General features: G+C 72.3%; 11 protein-coding genes. 5 read left to right on the top strand and 6 right to left on the bottom strand.

Going from position 1 to position 16,843, the window contains the following annotated elements; all coding sequences use genetic code 11:
- Positions 1–58: 58 nt before the first annotated feature.
- A complete protein-coding gene (locus CLV63_RS03910; protein WP_106581475.1) occupies positions 59–640 on the bottom strand; it encodes an NADPH-dependent FMN reductase in 582 nt (193 codons plus the stop codon).
- Positions 641–995: 355 nt separating this feature from the next.
- Between CLV63_RS03910 and CLV63_RS03905 the strand changes: the two genes are divergently transcribed.
- Positions 996–1,787 carry a cupin domain-containing protein gene (locus CLV63_RS03905; protein WP_106581474.1) on the top strand — a complete coding sequence of 264 codons (792 nt, stop codon included), beginning with the start codon at positions 996–998 and terminating at the stop codon, positions 1,785–1,787.
- A gap of 138 nt (positions 1,788–1,925) precedes the next feature.
- Here the strand turns inward: CLV63_RS03905 and CLV63_RS03900 are convergent, their stop codons facing one another.
- Positions 1,926–3,179, bottom strand: coding sequence for an isochorismate synthase (locus CLV63_RS03900; protein ID WP_106581473.1), 1,254 nt, complete (start codon positions 3,177–3,179; stop codon positions 1,926–1,928).
- A 237-nt stretch (positions 3,180–3,416) separates the two neighbouring features.
- On the opposite strand from CLV63_RS03900, the gene CLV63_RS03895 reads away from it, so the two are divergent.
- Together CLV63_RS03895 and CLV63_RS03890 are read left to right on the top strand one after the other, a co-directional pair.
- The gene (locus CLV63_RS03895) at positions 3,417–5,078 is read left to right on the top strand and encodes a glycoside hydrolase family 10 protein (RefSeq protein WP_245928563.1); all 1,662 of its coding nucleotides are present in this window, start codon (positions 3,417–3,419) and stop codon (positions 5,076–5,078) included.
- A 146-nt stretch (positions 5,079–5,224) separates the two neighbouring features.
- On the top strand, positions 5,225–5,521 hold the full coding sequence (locus CLV63_RS03890; RefSeq protein ID WP_106581472.1) for a DUF3040 domain-containing protein: 297 nt from the start codon (positions 5,225–5,227) through the stop codon (positions 5,519–5,521).
- 57 nt (positions 5,522–5,578) lie between these two features.
- Here the strand turns inward: CLV63_RS03890 and CLV63_RS34425 are convergent, their stop codons facing one another.
- The 3 genes from CLV63_RS34425 to CLV63_RS03875 all read right to left on the bottom strand — a co-directional run bounded on the left by CLV63_RS34425 (position 5,579) and on the right by CLV63_RS03875 (position 12,226).
- On the bottom strand, positions 5,579–8,728 hold the full coding sequence (locus tag CLV63_RS34425; RefSeq protein WP_245928562.1) for a penicillin-binding transpeptidase domain-containing protein: 3,150 nt from the start codon (positions 8,726–8,728) through the stop codon (positions 5,579–5,581).
- 819 nt (positions 8,729–9,547) lie between these two features.
- Positions 9,548–10,900, bottom strand: a complete 1,353-nt coding sequence (locus CLV63_RS03880; protein ID WP_106581471.1) for an FAD-dependent oxidoreductase — start codon at positions 10,898–10,900, stop codon at positions 9,548–9,550.
- A gap of 582 nt (positions 10,901–11,482) precedes the next feature.
- A complete protein-coding gene (locus CLV63_RS03875) occupies positions 11,483–12,226 on the bottom strand; it encodes a lysophospholipid acyltransferase family protein (RefSeq protein ID WP_106581470.1) in 744 nt (247 codons plus the stop codon).
- Between the two features lie 243 nt (positions 12,227–12,469).
- On the opposite strand from CLV63_RS03875, the gene CLV63_RS03870 reads away from it, so the two are divergent.
- Both CLV63_RS03870 and CLV63_RS03865 read left to right on the top strand, forming a co-directional pair.
- Positions 12,470–13,126: a cyclase family protein gene (locus CLV63_RS03870; protein ID WP_106581469.1), complete on the top strand. Its 657-nt coding sequence runs from the start codon at positions 12,470–12,472 to the stop codon at positions 13,124–13,126.
- Positions 13,127–13,816: 690 nt separating this feature from the next.
- The gene (locus CLV63_RS03865) at positions 13,817–14,587 is read left to right on the top strand and encodes a hypothetical protein (RefSeq protein ID WP_106581468.1); all 771 of its coding nucleotides are present in this window, start codon (positions 13,817–13,819) and stop codon (positions 14,585–14,587) included.
- Between the two features lie 82 nt (positions 14,588–14,669).
- Here CLV63_RS03865 and CLV63_RS03860 read toward each other — a convergent pair whose 3' ends face one another.
- Complete coding sequence (locus tag CLV63_RS03860) at positions 14,670–16,787, bottom strand: FUSC family protein (RefSeq protein WP_106581467.1); 2,118 nt, start codon at positions 16,785–16,787, stop codon at positions 14,670–14,672.
- Positions 16,788–16,843 lie beyond the last annotated feature (56 nt).

Below are 16,843 nucleotides of genomic sequence, written 5' to 3'. Positions count from 1 at the left end.
GACCTGGAGAGGCGGGCGGCTTACCGGTCGACGGCGCCCTCGGGCCGCAGCGGGGACCTCAGCGGTCGATGAGCTGTGTCCGCGGCCGGCCGCGGGCGTAGGCGATCGCGCTGCGCAGTTCGGCGACCGCGGCGTCGACCCGGAGCCGGACATCGGATTCGAACAGCCCGGTGGCTGTGTCGTAGCGGGCCGCGACACGCGGGACGCTCACCGTCGACACCAGGACCGCGCCGAGGAACGCGAGGGTCGTCATGATCGGCTGCTGCGCGTTCAGTCCACCGGCGGGGCCGGGTGAGGCGCTCATGAGTAGCGTGGGGCGGTCTGTGAGGCCGCCGCAGCCCACGAGCCAGTCCAGGGCGTTCTTTGCGGCGCCCGACGGACCGCGGGCGTACTCCGGTCCGGAGATCACGACCGCCTCGGCCGCGACGGCGTGGCGCCGGAACTCGGCGGCGGGCGCGGGGATCGCCGCCTCGTCCTGTTCGATGTCGGGGTCGAACAGCGGTAGGCGGCCGGCCAAACCGGTCGGGCTGAAGTCCAGGTCGGGAGCGCCGCGCGCGGCGGCGTCGATCAGCGCGGCATTGTAGGAACCGCTGCGGAGGCTTCCGCACACCGCGAGGACCTTGGGTCGACCTGTCGTCACCGGACGAGCATAGCGAGCACCCCCACGCCGCCGGGAGCGGGCCCGAAAGGGCCTCCTCGTCCTGAGGGGCAGTGGTCGAGGGGGTGGACTGCCGTCGCGGATGCGAAGCACCCGGCGGCAGCCCACCCCCTGTCGCCCGGGTCGTCTGATACGGCCAGCGGCGGCAGGGAGCAGGGTCAGGGGCGGTGTCCCGGTGTGTGGAGCACAGCAGGCTCAGGCGGCGGTGATATGCGCCTGGCCCGGTCGTGACTTGTAGGCTCGTGTCCTCGCCTGACTCGGCTGCGACCTGCGGGCGGGCGTTCCCACTCGGCCCGGCCGCCGAGCCCTTGCCGACCGGACCGCCATACTGGTCCGCATGGCCGAACTGCTGCACATGACCTCGCTCGCCGAGTGGCGCGGACGCGATGGTGCGCTCGCCCCGGCGTCCCTGCTCACCGAAGGTTTCGCGCACGCGTCCCCCGACTGGGCCACCATGCTGGCCGTCGCCAACGCCTTCTACACCGAGGCCGAACCGCAGGTCGTGCTCGTACTCGACCCCGACCTGCTGGACGCCGAAGTGCGCTGGGAGGCGGCGGAGCCCGCCCCGCCGCCCGGTGTCCCCGAGGGGGTGCGGTTCCCGCACGTGTACGGCCCGATCCCGGAGCGGGCCGTCACCGCGGTGCGCTACCCCCGCCGCGACGCCGCTGGCCGCTACCTGGCGTTCGAGGAGCGCTGCGCCACCGCAGAGGCCCTAGACCTGCTCCCGCACCCCGAGGGTGGCTGGTTCCGCCAGACCTGGGCGTCCCCTGTCGGGGTGCGGCCCGAGGGGTACACCGGCGAGCGGCCGTGTGCCACCGGCATCCTGTTCCTGCTGCGGCCGGGCGAGACATCGGACTGGCACCGGGTGCGCTCGGAGGAGATGTGGGTGTTCACCGGCGGAGGGCCGCTCGAACTCGCCACCGGTGGCACGGGGCCGCGCCCCGTGCGGGAGCGAAGCGTCGTCCTTGGGCCTGACCTCGTCGGCGGTGACAGCCCGCAGTTCCTCGTCCCCGCTGGTACCTGGCAGTCGGCCGCGCCGCGCGGGTCGGCCGCGAGCCTGGTGAGCTGCTTCGTCGCCCCGGGCTTCGATTTCGCCGACTTCGAGATGGCCGACGTCGCCCCCGACTGAGCCTCGGACTGTTCGCCGATCCTGCGAGAACGGGTCTCTTCCTGCGAGTTGGCCGGTGGACTTTCAGTACTTCCGGGAGAGGTGAAAGTGGCGCGGGCCGGGGGAGTCCCCGCTCCCGCACGATCACCTCAGGACCGGCTATTCGCCGTCGGTGAGGGCGGCGCGCATTACCTCGAACTTCGCGTCGGCCTCGGTGATCTCCTCTTCCGGGCGCGACCCGGCGACGATGCCGCAGCCCGCGATGAGGCGGGCGCGGGGGCCGTCGAGCTGGGCGCAGCGCAGTGCGATGCCCCATTCGCCGTTGCCGTCGGCGTCGATCCAGCCCACCGGGCCGGCGTAGCGGCCGCGGTCCATGCCCTCAAGGCCGCGGATCGCCTCGACGGCGGCTTCCGTGGGGGTGCCGCCGACAGCGGCGGTGGGGTGCATGGCGGCGACGACGTCGAGGGTCGACGCACCGGGGCGCAGAGTCGCGCGCACCGGCGACGCAAGGTGCTGGACGTTCGCCAGCCGCAGCAGTTCCGGCCGGTCCGGGGCGTCGAACGCGGTGCACAGCGGGGCCAGCCGGTCGCGCAGCGAGTCGACGGCGTAGCGGTGCTCCTCGGCGTTCTTCGCCGACTCCGCGAGATCCTGCCCCAGCCGCCGGTCTTCCACCTCGGTGCCGCCGCGGGGGGCGGTCCCGGCCAGGACGAGTGACGTGAGGTCCTCGCCCTCGCGCCGGATCAGCAGCTCGGGGGTTGCCCCCGTGAGCCCGTCGACAGTGAACGCGTAGCAGGTGGGGTAGTCGGCGGCGAGCCGGGCGAGGAGGGTGCGCGGGTCGATGGGGGATTCGGCCTCGGCGTAGCGGTCGCGGGCCAGGACGACCTTGTCGTAGGCGCCGCCGCGGATCCGGCGCACCGCAGTGGCGACCTGCGTGCCCCAGTCCTCGGCGGTGCGCGCGCCGTCGGTCCAGCGCAGCGGGCCCACTGGGCGCGGTGGCGCGTGCGGGGCGAGGAGTTCAGCGGGGTGTCGTCCGGGCTGGTCGCCGATGGTGGTCAGCCAGGTGCCGGAGCGGTCGCGGCCCACGGCGACGCGCGGCACCACCAGGGTCGAACCGTCCGAGCGCGGGTCGAAGGCGAACGACCCGAACGCCATCAGCCCCGACCCGGGACGCCGAACCTGGTCGTCCACCTGCGGCTCCAGCCCGGCGAACCAGCGGGCGGCGGCGGTGAACCGCTGGACGTCGCCGGGTTCGGTGCGGGCCGGGAGCACCACCCGGGCGGCCTCGCCCCAGGCGACCAGCCCGGACCCGCCGTGCAGCCACGCGAGCGGGGCGTCGTCGGGCAGGTGGGCGAGGAGGTCGCGGTCATCGGGCAGCGGGACGCTGCGGACGAACAGCTGAGGCGGGGCGTTCACGACCGCCCAGTGTATTGCGCTCCGGGCGGTAGCCGGGCGGGAAGGAGGAGGGCGGCACGCGTTGAGGGTGGAGTGGACGGCCGGCCGGGCGGTCGCGAGGGCTGTGGGCGGCGGTACTCGCCGAGGCAAGGGAACCGGCCGGACAGCCCGCCGTGGGGTCTGTGGGCGGCGGCACGCGCCGAGGTTGGGGTAAACGGCCGATCCGGCGGTCGCGGCCGTCTATCGTCGAGTCCGGCAATGGCGTTCGAGATGTCCGGGGGGATCGGCTTGGCGACGGAACGTGAGCTGCGGGGGAGCCGCGCCGGGTGGCGCACACGGCTGGCGGTCGCCGCCGTCGGACTGCCGTTGGCGGCCTCGTGCGCGAGCCTGCCGCCCGACGCCGCGCCCAACACCGGGCAGAGCGGGTCCGAGGGCGCCCAGGTGCAGACCCAGCCAATCCCCAAGGACTGCCCCGCCGACCCCGCCGACAAGCGCGAGATGCGCGGCGAGTGGATCGCCACCGTCCGCAACATCGACTGGCCGTCCAAGTCGGGGCTGAGTAAGAAGCAGCAGCACAAGGAGTTGCGCGCGCAGCTCGACCGCGCCGAGGACATCGGCCTGAACGCCGTGATGTTCCACGTCCGCCCCACCGCAGATGCCCTGTACCGCTCCGACAAGGAGCCGTGGTCGCGGGCGCTCACCGGGAAGCAGGGCGGCGACCCCGGGTACGACCCGCTGGAGTTCGCGGTCGCCGAGGCCCACAAGCGCGGCATCGAGCTGCACGCCTGGTTCAACCCCTACCGGGTGGGCTGGCAGGACCCCGATGTCGACGGCCTGGTGAAGGACCACCCGGCCCGCAAGAACCCCGAGTGGCTGGTGAAGTACGCCGACCAGGGCTACCTCGACCCCGGCAACCCCGACGTCCGCAAGTGGGTCAGCGGCGTGGTGCTCGACGTCGTCGACCGCTACGACATCGACGGCGTCCACTTCGACGACTACTTCTACCCCTACCCCGCCGAGGGTGAGACCTTCGACGACGACGCGAGCTGGAAGAAGAACCGGGGCGATTTCAAGAAGCGCGGCGACTGGCGCCGCGACAACGTGAACAAGCTCGTCGCCGACGTCCACACCCGCATCAACGACACCAAGCCGTGGGTGCAGTTCGGCATCTCCCCGTTCGGGATCTGGCGCAACAAGAGCTCCGATTCCGCCGGCTCCGACTCCAGCGGCCTGGAGTCCTACGACGCCCAGCACGCCGACACCCGCGCCTGGATCAAGAACGGGTGGGTCGACTACGTCAACCCCCAGCTCTACTGGTACCGGGGCCTCAAGATCGCCGACTACGAGAAGCTCGTGCCGTGGTGGGCCGAGGAGGTCAAGGGCACCGACGTCGACCTGTACATCGGCCAGGCCGCCTACAAGGCCGGCGACGAAGGGTGGAAGGGCGCCGGGTCGCTCTCCCGCCAGCTCGACTTCAGCAGCAAGTACCCCGAGGTCGGCGGTGACGTGTACTTCTCGGCGAAGGACCTCGACGGCAAGGCGAAGGCCGCCATCGACAAGGTGACCAAGGACCACTACGCCCGCCCGGCGCTGCCGCCGCAGGCCGACGACGCCCAGGGCACGCCGGCGCCGGTCGCCGAGGTGCGGGCCGAGCGCAAGGACGGCGGGGTGCGCCTCGCGTGGGACGCCGTCGACGACGCCCGCTTCTACGCGGTGTACCGCACCTCCGGCGCGAAGGAGGACCTGTGCGGGCTCAACGACCCCGCCAACCTCATCGACGTCGTGGGCCCGGGCGCCAAGGGCCTGGAGTACACCGACGGCGCGGCGCCCAAGGGCGACGCGAACTACCACGTGACCGTGCTCGACAACTACCGCACCGAGAGCGATCCCAGCCCGGCGGCCCGGGTTCAGGCGAGGTAACCGAAGAGCATCCTCGCGGACAGAGGCGATTATTCGGAATCGGCGGAATTTCGCCCCCGCGAGCGGATAGAAGGAGAGGGAATGGGGGAGATCTGAGGCACGTGCCCAACGCGAGATCCCCCAGTTCTGCCGAGGAGGGGGCACCCATGGCTCTGCGAGAGAACGAACGCCGGATCCTGGCCGAGATCGAGCACCGCCTCATCGAGGACGACCCCGAGCTTGCCGAAAGCCTGGCCTCCTTCGCTTCCGACGCCGCCGATTCGGAGTCGGTGCTGCGGCTCGGCTGGAAGCCGTGGGTGGTGTGCGGGATCATCGCCACGGTGGTGATCACCATGCTCACGGTGCTGTTCATGCTCACACCGGGGCCGCGACCCGAGTCCGCGCCGGGTCCGGCCTCCGACACGCCGGGTGTGGTCGCGCCGAAGTCCGAACCGGCCGGGTGACCTGAACCGGGTGATCCGCACCGGCCGGGTGACCCGCGGGGCCGCCCGGCCCGGCGCTCAGCCCATCCCGTCGAGGAACTTCTTCGCCAGCGGGGCCGCCGCCTTCGAGCCGCTCTCGCCGTCCTCCACGAGCACGGCGAACGCGACGTCGTCGCGGTAGCCGACGAACCACCCGTGCGCGGGCGGGTCCTTGCCGTCCTCGGCGGCGCCGTATTCCGCGGTGCCGCTCTTGCCGTGGACCCCGGCGCCGAAGCCGACGTCCTTGGCCGTGCCGTCGGTGACCACGGACCGCATCATCCCGCGCAGGTTCTCCGCGCCCTTGACCTTGGTGGCCTCGGGCTGGCCGGACACCTCCGGCGAGGTGACGACCACGGGGGAGCGCCACGTGCCGTCGGCGACGGCGGCGGCGACGCTGGCCATGTGCAGCGGCGTGGTCTGCAACTTCCCCTGCCCGAGGCTGGTCGCGGCCAGCAGGGTGGTGCTGTCGGGCTTGGGCAGGGTCGGGTCGAAGACGGGCAGGCCGGGCTTCAGGTCGGAGTTGACCCCGAACGTGGTCGCGGCCTTCATGAACCCGTCGGCGTCGAGGAGCTCGTCGACCTTCTGCACCAAGGCGGTGTTGCAGGACGTCGCGAACGCCTCGGTGACGCTCTGCTTGCCGTAGGCGGCGTCGCCCGCGTTCTTGAACGGCCAGCCGTCGACCTTGGTGCCCTTGGGGCAGGACATCGCGTCGCCCATGCCCATGCCCGACGCGAACAGCGCCTCATAGGAGATGATCTTGAAGGTGGACCCTGCGGGGTAGCGCCCCTCCAGTGCCCTGTTGTACCCGCCGGGGACGTTCGCCGCCGCCAGCACCTCCCCGCTGGACGGGCGGACCGCCACCAGCGCGGTGGGCTTGGACTCGTTCACGATCGCCCCGGCGGCCGCCTTCTGCACGGCGGGGTCGATGGCGGTCTGCACGTCCTTGCCGTTGCTGCCCTTGATGGCGCCGACCTCGCTGGGCTTGCCCTTCCCGCCGTCGGCCGCGACGGCCTGGATGACGGTGGTGGCGGTCCCGGCCAGCTGCTCTTCCTGGGACTTCTGGATGCCGGTCTTGCCGGTGGGGTCGCCTTCGCGGTAAGCGGGTCCGAGCTTCTTCAGGTCCTTCTTGCCGGCCTTGCCCATCTGCCCGGTCAGCATCTTCACGGACCCGGTGGCGTCGTCGGTGTCGAGGCGGGAGCCGTCGGCGGCGAGGATGGCGCCGCGCTTGCCCCACTTGTTGGCGCGGTCGAGGGTCTTGCCGTCGCCGAGCTCGGGGTGGATGGCGGCGGGGGTGAAGTCGACCTTCCACTCGCCCCCTTCGACGCGTTTCAGCGGCAGCTCGCCCTTGTAGCTCCAGGTGCCGGCGTTGCTCAGCTTCTGCTTCACGGTGTACGGGGTGCTCGCCCCGCTGTCGGTCTCGGCGGTGTCGCCGAGGGTCACCGTGGTCTTCTCCACGCCGAGGTTGTCGTCGACCTGCTTGTACGCCTTCTCGACGCCGGATCCGGTGGCGAGGTCGGCGACCGCGGCGTACTCGCCGGACGCCCAGGCGTCGGCGTAGGACTGCGCCGCCTTCTCGGGAACGGGCATAGTGAGCAGGTACCAGGAGATCCCGCCGCCGATGAGGGCGAGCACGAGGAAGGTCCCGATGATGCCGAAGACCAGCGGTTTGCGGGAGCGGCGCCGAGGCTCGTGCGGTCCCGCGGGGGCCGCGAAGCCCTCGGGCGGGGTGGTGGGCGGTGCTCCGGCGCCGTGCGCCGCGGCCTCGGTGCGTCTCGGCGGGTGTCCGCCGCCGGGCGCGGCCCCGTAGGGCGCGCGCTCGGCGGACCATGGGTCGCCGGGTCCCGCCGCAGCGGCCGACGGCTGCCCGGTGTAGTGGTCGGACCGGTCCCAGTCGGGGGACTCGGACGGGGCGCCGCTCCACGCCTCGCCGTAGCCGCCGGTGCGGTCGCGCCGCTCGCCGGAGTCCGCGGCGTGCCCCCACGCGTGCTCCTGCTGCTGCTCGCCGTAGCCGGCGGATCGGTCACGTTGCTCGCCGTAGCCGGTGGGCTGGTCGCGTTGCTCGCCGTAGCCACCGGACGGGTCGCGCTGCTCGCCGCGGTCCCACGCGTACGGGGCGGAAGCCGCCTCGGCGCGGTGGTCGGGGTAGTCGGTGGGCGGTGCGCCGTCGCCGGGCCGGGCGGAAGCGGCCCAGTGGTCGTCTGCGCGCGGCGGTTCTGCCCGCTGTGCGTCGGCGGGCCGGTCCCAGGGGCGTGCGGGAGCGGGGGAGTCGTCCCATGCGGCGGTGCGGTCGGCGCCGAGGTCCCGGCTCTCGCCGTAGGAGGCGGACGTCTCCCAGGGGCGTGCGGGCGGGGCGGCCTCGTCCCATGCGGCGGTGCGGTCGGCACCGAGGTCCCGACCCTCGCTGTAGGAGGCGGACGTTTCCCACGGACGTGCAGGCGGGGCGGAGTCGTCCCACGAGTCGGTGCGCGGCGGTTCTGCCCGCTGTGCGTCGGCGGGCCGGTCCCAGGGGCGTGCGGGAGCGGGGGAGTCGTCCCATGCGGCGGTGCGGTCGGCACCGAGGTCCCGGCTCTCGCCGTGGTCCCCGGACGCGCTCCATGGCCGCTCCTGCGGTGCGGACTCCGCCCACTGGTCGTCGTGACCGGGCCGCTCGCGCTGCCGGTAGCCCGTGCCGCCGAAGGGCTCGCCACCGAAGGGGTCGCCGCCATGGGCGGCGGACGTGGCCTCCGGGGAGGCCCCGGCGGGTGCGTCGTTCCACGCCCCGCCGGGCCCGTCCACCGCGGTGCGGTCCTCGGTGTGGGGCGGGGAGTCGGGACGGGAGGGGGCGGCGGGCTCGTCGCCGCCCGGCCCGGCCTGGTCGGTCGAGGGCTGGGTGGATGAGCGGTAGCTCGGCCCGCCGGACAGCGGTCCGCCCTGCGCGCCGGCCGGCGGCCCGCTGGGGATCCGGTAGGGCCCGAAGTCCTCCGGGTCGTCCAGGTAGTCGAGGTCGTCGGGGCTCGGGTCGTCGGCGGCGGTCTCGCGCGGCGGCGGGAACGGGCTGCCGGGCCCGTACGGGCTGTCGGAGACGTAGGGGCCGTCGGGGTCGCCGAAGGAGGCGAACGAACCCGTCTGAGCCGGGCCCGGGGGCCGGGGGGCAGGGGAGTCGGGCCGGTTCGGCCGGTCGTCCCGTTCCGGGTTACTGCGGTCGTCCACGCCTGAGCGTCCTTCCCCTCGCCAGTGTCGATGCCGCCCCCGCGCGGGCGCCGTGGCGCGAATCCGGGGGCGGGGGATCGGAATGGCCGGGGCGGTACGGGATACCGCACGGTCGAGGCAGTCGGGGGGACCGCGGAACGCTGCGGGTACCGGGCGCCCGGCCACCAGCGACTCTAACCGATCGCCCGCCGCCACTGTGCCGCCACCGGGCAGCCCGCCGCCCGGTCGGCGGGCTTAGGGCGCACTGCCGGGGAACCGGCCTGCTCAGGCGCCGTGGCCGGATCGGGCCGCAGCCGCGGCCCCGCCCCGCTGCCAGGCGCGGCGAGCGCAATGGCCGTTGGGGTACCGGTCCGGATTCCGGCCAAGAGGACGTGCTTCGGCGGTCGCTGCTGCGCAGCCGCCTCGCAGCCTAGCCCTGTCGCCACGAATCAGGGTGTTCTGGCCTCGTTCTGTCCCCATGGGCCAGGGTGTTTTGGCCTCGCGCTGTCTTCACGAATCAGGGTGTTCTGGCTTTGCTCTGTCTCCATGGAGCAGGGTGTTCTGTCTCGCGGCCTCGCTGCGTGCCTCGCCGTGGCCCCATCTCCCGGCTGACCCGCTGCGTCGCAGTGTTCATCGTCGCGAGCACGCCTCTCTCCGCCGCGAGCGCGACTTTGCGGCGGCGGGCGGACTGGTGAGGCGGGTCGGCCGGTCGCTGTGGGGTGGTGGGCACAGGGCGTCATCGGCCACTGCGGGCAGTGGCCGGGCTGCGAGGCGGCTGCGCAGCAGCGACCGCCGAAGCACATCCTTACTGGGACAGGCCAGGCCGGTACCCCCGCCGCCTCAGGCGTCCTCTCCGCGGGCGACGCGGGTCATCTCGGTGCGGGTGAGGACCTTCACCCGCGCGCGCCCGTGCGGCTCTCCCAGGGTCGCCTCGTGGGCTTCGAGGCGCTGCCAGCCCTCCCACGTGGTGTAGGGGACGCGGCGTTCGTCCAGCAGCCGCAGGAACGCCTCGGGCTCCGGCTCCTCGGCGGGCGCCAGGCCGGGGCGGTCGGCCACCAGGTTCCCGACGGTCTCCAGGGCGTCGCCCTTGGTGTGGCCGATCAGGCCGACCGGGCCGCGCTTGATCCAGCCCGTGGTGTAGACGCCGGAGATGGCGTTCTCATCCAGGTCGAGCACGCGGCCGCCGTCGTTGGGCAGCACGCCGCGCTCGGCGTCGAAGGGCAGGTCGGCGAGCGGCGATCCGAGGTAGCCGATGGCGCGGTAGACGGCCTGGACGTCGTGGTCCACGAACTCGCCGGTGCCGCGCACGCCGCCGTTGCCGTCGAGCTCCATGCGCTCGGTGCGCAGCCCGGTGACGCCGTCGGCGCCGAGTACCTCGACCGGGCGGTGCAGGAAGTGCAGGTGCAGGCGGCGCGGCAGCCCCTTGGGGTCGCGCATCGCCCAGTTCTGGAGCACCTTGACGTTGGTCTTGGCGTGGTTGTTGGACTCGATCTCGGCCACGCAGGCGTCGTCGATGTCGAAGTCCTCGGGGTAGACGACGACCTCGACACCGGGCTGCTTGTCGAGTTCGCGCAGCTCCATGGGGGTGAACTTGGCGTGCGCGATGCCGCGCCGGGCGAAAACGTGGACGTCGGTGACGTCCTTGGCCGCGAGGTCGCGGTGCACGTTGTCGGTGATGTCGGTGGAGAGGAGGTCCCCGGCGTCCTTGGCGAGGATGCGGGCGACGTCGACCGCGACGTTGCCCGCGCCGATGACGGCGACGCCGGTGCCGTTGACGCGCCATTCGGGTGTGACGTCGGGGTGACTGTCGTACCAGGCCACGAAGTCGGCGGCGCCGTGGCAGCCGGGCAGTTCGGCGCCGGGCAGGTCGAGGGCGCGGTCGCGGTCGGAGCCGGTGGCGAAGACCACAGCGTCGTAATGGCGGCGCAGGTCGTCGAGCTTCAGGTCGACGCCGTACTCGACGTTGCCGAGGAAGCGGATCTGCGGCTTGTCGAGGACCTTGTGCAGGGCGCCTTGGATCTGCTTGATGCGGGGGTGGTCTGGCGCCACGCCGTAGCGCACCAGGCCGTAGGGCGAGGGCAGCTTGTCGAGGATGTCGATGCTGACCTGCGTGTCCTCGGCAGCAAGGGTGTCGTCTTTGGTCAGCAGGTCTGCTGTGTAGATCCCGGCGGGACCTGATCCGACGATTCCCACGCGCAGTGGACGCGTCATTGACAACTCCATCTCGGGCGGCCGGCGGGCGCCGTGGTCGAGGGGCCTGTTCTCGCGCTCCACAGACGGACACGCGAAATCAGGGAAGGCTAACCTAATTTATTCGATCCTGGAGTGGATACTCAACTCGGTCCACTCGATGTGTGCACAACCACACGGCTCACACACCGTTGCGGGCCGTCGGCGGGGGAGGCAGGGGCGGAGCCCCCGCGCCGCGGATCGGGACAGGAGGCCGCAGTGCGACCTTCTCCCTACAGCCAACGCCCTACGGGCGGTGTTCCTGGCCGGAATCGGCTGTGGCGTTACTCACCCGGCCGACGACGCCGTGTGCGCGGGCGGTTTCACGACCCTGGTGCCCCGGGTGCCCCGGTGTCCCTGGTGTCCTTCATGGCCCGCCGGCAGGGGGTGGGCTGCCGTCGCGGCTGCGAAGCACCCGGCGGCACGAAGCACCACGGCGCGGGTGAGGCTCCAGACCCCAAGCCCCGGGCCGCTGCCTTCAAGGGTGCTGAGCTGCACAGGGCCCGGGACCAGTGCGAACTCGCCAGGTCAGTCTCGCCATGTCAGTCAACGGCGTTGCTCACCCGACCCGCCCCGGCGGCCGCGTCCGGGGCGCGCCCGGTCCGCCGCGGCGGCGTTCAGCTCGGCCTTGACCGACGACGCGAACCGGGGCACCTGCTCCTGGCCCGACAGTTTCTGGATGGCGGCCATCACCTCGTCGGTCGCCGCGCGGCGCGACCGCGCCTTCGCCGCCTCGCCCTGCCACGGCGAGAGGTCCACCGGCGCACCGAACCGGACGCCGACCCTGCGCAGCGCCGGGATGCGGCGGCCGCTCGGCAGGATCCGGCTGGTACCGGTCAGCGCCATCGGCACCACGGGGGCGCCGGCCGTCAGCGCCAGCCAGGCGAGTCCGGTCTGGCCCCGGTGCAGCCTGCCGTCGGGGGAGCGGGTGCCCTCGGGGAAGATCCCGAACACCTGCCCGCCCTTCAGCGCCGCGAGGCTGTCGTCCATCGCCTCCTGGGAGCTCTGCCCGGGGCGGCGGTCCACCGACAACTGGCCGATGGCGCGCAGCGCGCGGGTGAAGAGCCGCTGGGCGAGGTTGCCCTCGGCGAACAGCTCGCGCTTGGCGATGAACGCGACCTCGCGCGGCGTGACCACGCCGATGAACAGCGGGTCGATGTTGGACAGGTGGTTGCACGCGAGGATCACGGGGCCGGACGCGGGGACGTGTTCGACGCCCTCCACCTCGATCGGCCACAGGGCTCTGGTGACCGGGGCGATGACCGCCTTGGCGAGCCCGTACAGCGTCACTGTCGTCGCCACCCTCTCGTCGCGTCCGCGGCGGCCCGCCGGCCGGGCGCCGAATGTCGAGCCTAGCGGGGCCGACCAGTGGATTCGGCTCTGGATCCCCACCGTGACGTGCGCCTCACACGCTAGAGTCCGGCGAGAGGTGCCGGGCCCGCGGGTCCGCGCCCGGCTCCACCCAGCGGGTCGGCACTTGACGACAGGCGATACGGCGTGAGAGATGAGGGCAGCGCAGTGACACGGACGCGGATGGTCGACGTCAGCCACCAGATTGTCGACGGGATGACGACCTACCCGGGCCTGCCGGGGCCACAGATCGGCGACCACCTGACCTTCGACGAGTCCCGCGCGACCTACGCGGCCGACACCGAGTTCCACATCGGCCGGATCTCCATGGTCGCCAACACGGGCACCTACCTCGACACCCCCGCGCACCGGTTCCGCGACGGCTCCGACGTCGCAGACCTCGACCTGGAGCGCGTCGCCGACCTCGACGGGGTCGTGGTCGACGCCCCGGGTCCGGCCGTGGGCCCCGAGGCGTTCGACGGCGTGGACGTCGCAGGAAAGGCCGTGCTGGTGCGCACCGGGTGGGACCGCACCTGGCGCACCGAGGAGTACGCGGCGCAGGGCCACCCCTACGTCACGGAGGACGCCGCGAAGACGCTCGCCGACGGCGGGGCGACCCTGGTGGGCATCGACTCGGTGAACATCGACAACACCGCACCAGAGGGCGAAGGGGCGCGCCCGGCCCACACCGTCCTGCTCGCAGCGGGCATCCCCGTGGTCGAGCACCTGTGTCTGCTCGGCGAACTGCCCACCTCGGGTTTCCGGTTCTTCGCCGTCCCAGTGAAGGTCCGCGGCCTGGGCACCTTCCCCGTCCGCGCCTTCGCGATCATCGAGGACTAGCAGCACGCCGCACCGCTGCCCCCGACCAACCCCCGCATGCGCGGGGAGCACGACCGGAAGTACCGGATGCCGATCGCCTACCAGGGTCCATCCCCGCGTGTGCGGGGAGCACTCTTGTTGACCTCGAACGTTACCGCGACACACCCCCGATTCTGACCACTTCTCGAAAATGGGAAACCCGCACCCAAACGACGCCAATCGCCCGAAGAAGTACAAATTCGAGAAGGCGCACGGCGGAAGAATCCGAGGACGGCACGCGCGCCCCGACTCCCCTACCAGGCGGCTCCGGCTTGCGGGGCGGTCTTGTCGCCGGGCGGCATGCGGTTGTTCTGCGGGAAAGGGGGCGCCAAGGGCGGCAGGTGGGGAAAGGCAGCCACTTCCTTCTCGATGTCCTCGGGATGAAACGGACTCGGCGGCGGTCTCCCGGAGTCGAGACTGACGGAGCGTGCAGCCTCGGCGTGGACAACCGCCGCCGACGCGGGTAATCGAAATTGTGCGGTGTGGAGCTGTTCGCGTGCTCGGCGGGTAGTGACGAAGCGTTCCCGTAGGTGCCGATCGGCCGGATTCATGAATCCGTTGGCAGCACGGCAAGACGAGCTTGATCACGCGTTGGTTCCCTCGCTCTTGGCGTTGCTGGGGCCAGTACTGGAAGGTCTCGTTTGTGCCAGTGGCGGGTTGTAGCGTCTGCCCATGAAGATCACCGACGAGACGGTCGCACAACTGCGGAGCATGGCGACTGCGGGCGATGCTCAAGCCGCGCTGAAGCTGGGGCAGTTGCTGTGCCTGACGGCAGCGGACCCGTCGGAGTCCGATGCCTTCAACCCGACTTGGCCCGAGGAGCGCTGGCTGCGTGCCGCCGTGGAGGCACATCCCGATGACATCGCGGCTTTGATGCTGCTAACCGGGCGTCTGGCCCAGCAGAACTCCTACTGGGAGGCCATGCTGGAGATGGATCCCGACGTCCTGGCGGAGTACGGGCAGGACGAGGACACCGTCAGCCGACGACACAGCGAGACAAAAGAGCTGTACGACCGGATACGCGCGGCCGGCCCTCATGACCACGTCGAGGCTGGATTGGACGAGTTGGCCGTGCTGCTCGGTTTACGCGCCAGGCCCGCCGAGCCCGCCCCGGCGGCCGGGTACAGCTTCTATGTGCTGGAAGACGAGACATGGAGCGGATCCGTGCGGCACTGCGCGAGCATCGTCGCGTGCGACGCCGAGGAGATCCGCTGGGCCTGTGGTCAGTGGCTCGCGCTGTCCGAGGACGGGTTCGGCGACCTCACTCTGACCGTGTACGAGCACGGTTCCGAGACGAACTCGATCGACCTCGGCCAGCACCTCGATAACGAGGCCGTGGACTGGGACGCCGCCGTGCCCGACCTTTTCGGTCCTCGGCTGCCTATGGGACTGCCCATTCCGGGCCTCGGGCTGTACTACGGCTTCTCCGGCGAAGCCGAGTAGCGCTTGCTTTCCGACATCCGTGAGCCTCATGGCAGTTGAGCGGCGCCCCGGTGAGGATGGCCGCCGTTACGGATCCGGCGAATCACCGGTCGCCGGAGACCTCGGACGTCGCCGACTCCTCGTCCTCTAGCCGTTCCTGCGCGCGCCGAGCCGCGCGCTCGTCCTCCGCCGCGGCGACCCGGATCGCCGAGGCGAGCGCGCGCAGCTCCCTGTTGAGCCGCGGGTAGTCCACCAGGCGCGGCAGCGCGCCCAGGTGAGGCGCGCGGCGCTCCCACATCGCCGTGGCCAGCTCGCGGAACGCGAGGTCCAGGCGTTGCAGAGTGATGTGCGACGCCGGGGGCGGCTGCTCCAGCGCGAGCACCGACAGCGCCAGGTAGCCGATGCGCTGCGTGGCGACCACGACGGGCCACAGCGGCTGGGTGGTGTCGGCGCGCGGGACGTCGCCGATGGCGCTGTCGTAGACGCCGCGCAGGCTCAGCAGCGCGGCGCGCAGGTCGCGCCGCAGCCGGTAGCGCTGCTGCGGGTCGATGCGGACGTCGGGGTCGAGCGCCTTGCTGACGGCGTTGCGCGCCTCGGTCAGGACGTCCTCGATGGTCTGCGGCAGCCGCGACGCCGACGCCTTGCGCCACAGCAGCACGGCGCCGACCATCCCGACCACCGAGCCGAGCACGGTGTCCAGGACCCGCGACTCCGCGAGCATGTCCACCGGGTAGGGCGCCGCGGTGTGCGCCAGCATCAGCGCCATGGGCGTGAGCAGGATGCTCGCGAAGAAGAAGTTGCGGCTGACCACCAGCTGGGTGAGCCCCTGGAAGCCCGCGACCAGGGCGATCGTCACCGGCAGTGAGAGGTCGAGCAGCAGCAGGCCCACCCCGATGAACACCCCGAGGAGGGTGCCCAGCGCCCGCTGCGTCCCCCTGTTCACCGTGAGGACGACGTTCCCGGCTTGCAGCACCGAGGCCGTGGTCATCGAGATCCAGTAGTAGCGCTCGAAGCCCAGCGCGATGCCGATCAGCCCGGCGATGCTCACGGTGATGGCCATGCGCAGCGCGGTCGGCAGGATCAGGGAGTCGCTGCTCAGCGCGGAGCGCAGCGAGTCGCCGAGCGAGGGGTACCGGGTGTCGTACAGTTCGAGGCCGCGCCCCTCCATGTCGTGCTCGCTGCGGCGCGCGGCCTGCGCCGCCCGCACGAGGCGGGTGTAGAGGCGCGACTCCAGTGAGCGCGGTCGCAGGCCCTTCATGAGCGGGTCGAGGAGCGCGGGGTCGGGGCACGCCTGGGGCCGGTACACGGCGTCGGCCAGCGACGCGGCGAAGCCGGCGGCCTCCTTGGGCAGCGGTTCGGTCCGTGCGAGGGACACGTCGGTCGCGGCGAGGTGGATGTCGGAGACCCAGCGCAGCAGGGCCCGCAGTCGGGCGGCGGCGGCCGTGTCGCGGTATCCGCGGGTCTGGGCGAGCAGCACCAGGCGCCACGCGTCGGCGACGGCGAGGGACGCCTCGTGCTGCACGTGGTCCAGGCGCGACGTGCCGATGGCGTCGAGGAGTTCGGAGAGCTGTCGGAAGGCCGTGGCGACCGCCCGGTGCTCCGGGCGGCGGCTCTGGAACAGCGCGCCCGACATCGACACCAGCCACCCCACGGCGGCGCCGACGGCGGCGACCGCGGCGTGCGCGGGGACGTCGGCGACGGTGCCCGGGGTGATCGTGGAGATCGCGCAGACCAGCACGAAGAACAAGGCGCCGGGGCGGTCGACCCGCAGGGCCTGGCACAGCCAGGTCGCGGCGCCGGCCACGAGTCCGATCGCGATGGCGCCCGACCACAGGGTCACCGAGGCGAGGGAGCCGATGGCGACGCTCAGGATGAAGCCCAGCCCGACGACGGCGAGGGCGACGGCGCGGTGGGCGTAGGGGGTGGTGCGCTCGTACAGGACGGTCATGGAGCCGAGCGCGGCGAGCGCGCCGGACTGCGATCCGAACAGCCACGACGCGAAGGCGAAGGCGGTGGCCATGGCCACGGCGGCTTTGACGGCGGTGGACCACGCCCATGGGCCGGAGGCGAGGCCGAAGAGCGCCTTGAAGTCGACGCGCGGCTTGGGGAGTCCTGATTCTTCGGGGCGGACCCGTGCGGGCGGCCGCCATTCGATCGGACCCGAATCGGGGTCGCCTGTGGCGCCGCTGGTACCCGCCCCCTGGTCACGCACGCATCCCATGGTAGGAGGCGACCATCACGCGGGTGGACGCGCCATGGCGGAACGGGCCAACGAGG

Source organism: Murinocardiopsis flavida, assembly GCF_003014485.1.
Taxonomy (GTDB): domain Bacteria; phylum Actinomycetota; class Actinomycetes; order Streptosporangiales; family Streptosporangiaceae; genus Murinocardiopsis; species Murinocardiopsis flavida.
The sequence above is the reverse complement of the archived record's forward strand: the minus strand, read 5'-3'. Positions and strand labels throughout refer to the sequence as shown.

Bases quoted from the DNA above. Each gene is read 5' to 3' on its own strand.
- CLV63_RS03865 (WP_106581468.1), top strand. From the start codon at position 13,817: ATGAAGATCACCGACGAGACGGTCGCACAACTGCGGAGCATGGCGACT.
- CLV63_RS03895 (WP_245928563.1), top strand. From the start codon at position 3,417: ATGGCGTTCGAGATGTCCGGGGGGATCGGCTTGGCGACGGAACGTGAG.
- CLV63_RS03860 (WP_106581467.1), bottom strand. From the start codon at position 16,787: ATGGGATGCGTGCGTGACCAGGGGGCGGGTACCAGCGGCGCCACAGGC.
- CLV63_RS03890 (WP_106581472.1), top strand. From the start codon at position 5,225: ATGGCTCTGCGAGAGAACGAACGCCGGATCCTGGCCGAGATCGAGCAC.
- CLV63_RS03870 (WP_106581469.1), top strand. From the start codon at position 12,470: ATGGTCGACGTCAGCCACCAGATTGTCGACGGGATGACGACCTACCCG.
- CLV63_RS03905 (WP_106581474.1), top strand. From the start codon at position 996: ATGGCCGAACTGCTGCACATGACCTCGCTCGCCGAGTGGCGCGGACGC.